The sequence below is a fragment of the Streptomyces sp. NPDC004732 genome (assembly GCF_040609235.1).
Lineage (GTDB): Bacteria > Actinomycetota > Actinomycetes > Streptomycetales > Streptomycetaceae > Streptomyces.
The window spans coordinates 1-1,262 of sequence record NZ_JBEXJR010000048.1 but is presented as its reverse complement, the minus strand read 5'-3'; the positions used below and the strand labels follow the sequence as shown (position 1 = coordinate 1,262).

Here is a 1,262-nt window from a genome sequence, read left to right as displayed (position 1 = left end):
AACCTCTGATAAGGTTTCAAGTTTAAAGAGAACCTCTTTTGACCGTGCTTGACTATAAGACGGCTCTAGCCAATAAATGAGCCGATGAAAGAAGTTTTCGTTTGTTTCATATATGCCTAGTTCAGGGTTGTAAACGCCTAACAGTCCGCTTTGGTGGTCTAATTTGATGACTTTTAGCGTTTTATAGATGATTCTAGCCGTATCTAAGGGACTTAGTGACTTGGGTGCGTTGCCGTCTTCCTTAGGTGTGCTTAAAAATAAGTTACGGTGTTCAAAGAATAGTTTTCTAACAGCTCTAAGCGTTTGAGTGTTTGCTTTGACATAGTCAGGGCTATTAATGATTTCTTTTTCTTGTTCTAACCAGTCTTTTAAGCATTCCTGATAACCTGCGACATTAACGACTTTTTTGCCGTCTTCGCCATAATCTGTGAAGTCCTCTATTTTAGGTTTTGGACTTCTTACGTTTTCCTGTGGTGTTTCTGCCACAAGTTTTTCTAATTGGTCTGTCATGACTTCCTTTCTATTTCATCTTGAATACACTTTTCCAAATAGTTGCCAGCTCGTCATCAGGTAAGGGCGGACTGGTTCGATTGTTAAAGGTTCGCAATAAGTCCATGCAATGATTGTTATCAATGCCGATTTTTCTCCAGTAGTGGAGAATGCGGTTCGTGTCATTGTTTCGATTCCCTTTTCGTGCGCCTTGGTTGAATAACTCCCACATTTCAGCGCCATAAGTCCGACTTCCTAGCGTTGGGTTCTGTCTTTTTTGTGGTCGTTGTATCATTTCAAGTAACCAATCAGGACAATCGCAAAGACTATCGAAAGTTAAAGGCTCGTTAGTTTCTGTATCATTCAAAGGGATATAATCGCCGTCTGTACGTTTGCTTGGGTAGATTGGTGTAAAGTGTGTCTTTATCTCTACACCGTCCGCTAGTTCATTGACAATTGGCTGACTGAATAGCTCTTTGGGAACTTTAAAGAAAACGTGCAAGCCGTTGCCTGTGGGTGTCTTTTCAACATAGGTACTTAATATTTCGCCCTCGCTGTGTTCATTCCACAAGCGACTAAATACAGCTCTGCCATTCTGTCCGTTTTGGTGCTGGTCTAAGTCAATACAAATCAAACCGCTGTTTCTAAGATTAATCATGATATTGCGGTTCGGTATTTCATCAAACCACGCGCTCACTGTGATTTCGTCAAGTGTTCCGCTTGAAGTCCACAATAAAATACCCCTATCACTAATCACAAGAGGAAAACCAGAT

2 protein-coding genes are annotated in these 1,262 nt (G+C 41.0%); both read right to left on the bottom strand.

Features of this window, described 5'->3' with window-relative positions:
• Positions 1-510, bottom strand: a 510-nt coding sequence (locus ABZV77_RS42680) for a hypothetical protein (RefSeq protein WP_356268791.1), incomplete at its 3' end; no start/stop codon positions are given.
• Positions 511-520: 10 nt separating this feature from the next.
• On the bottom strand, positions 521-1,262 hold a 742-nt coding region (locus tag ABZV77_RS42675; protein ID WP_356268789.1), incomplete at its 5' end, for a bifunctional DNA primase/polymerase.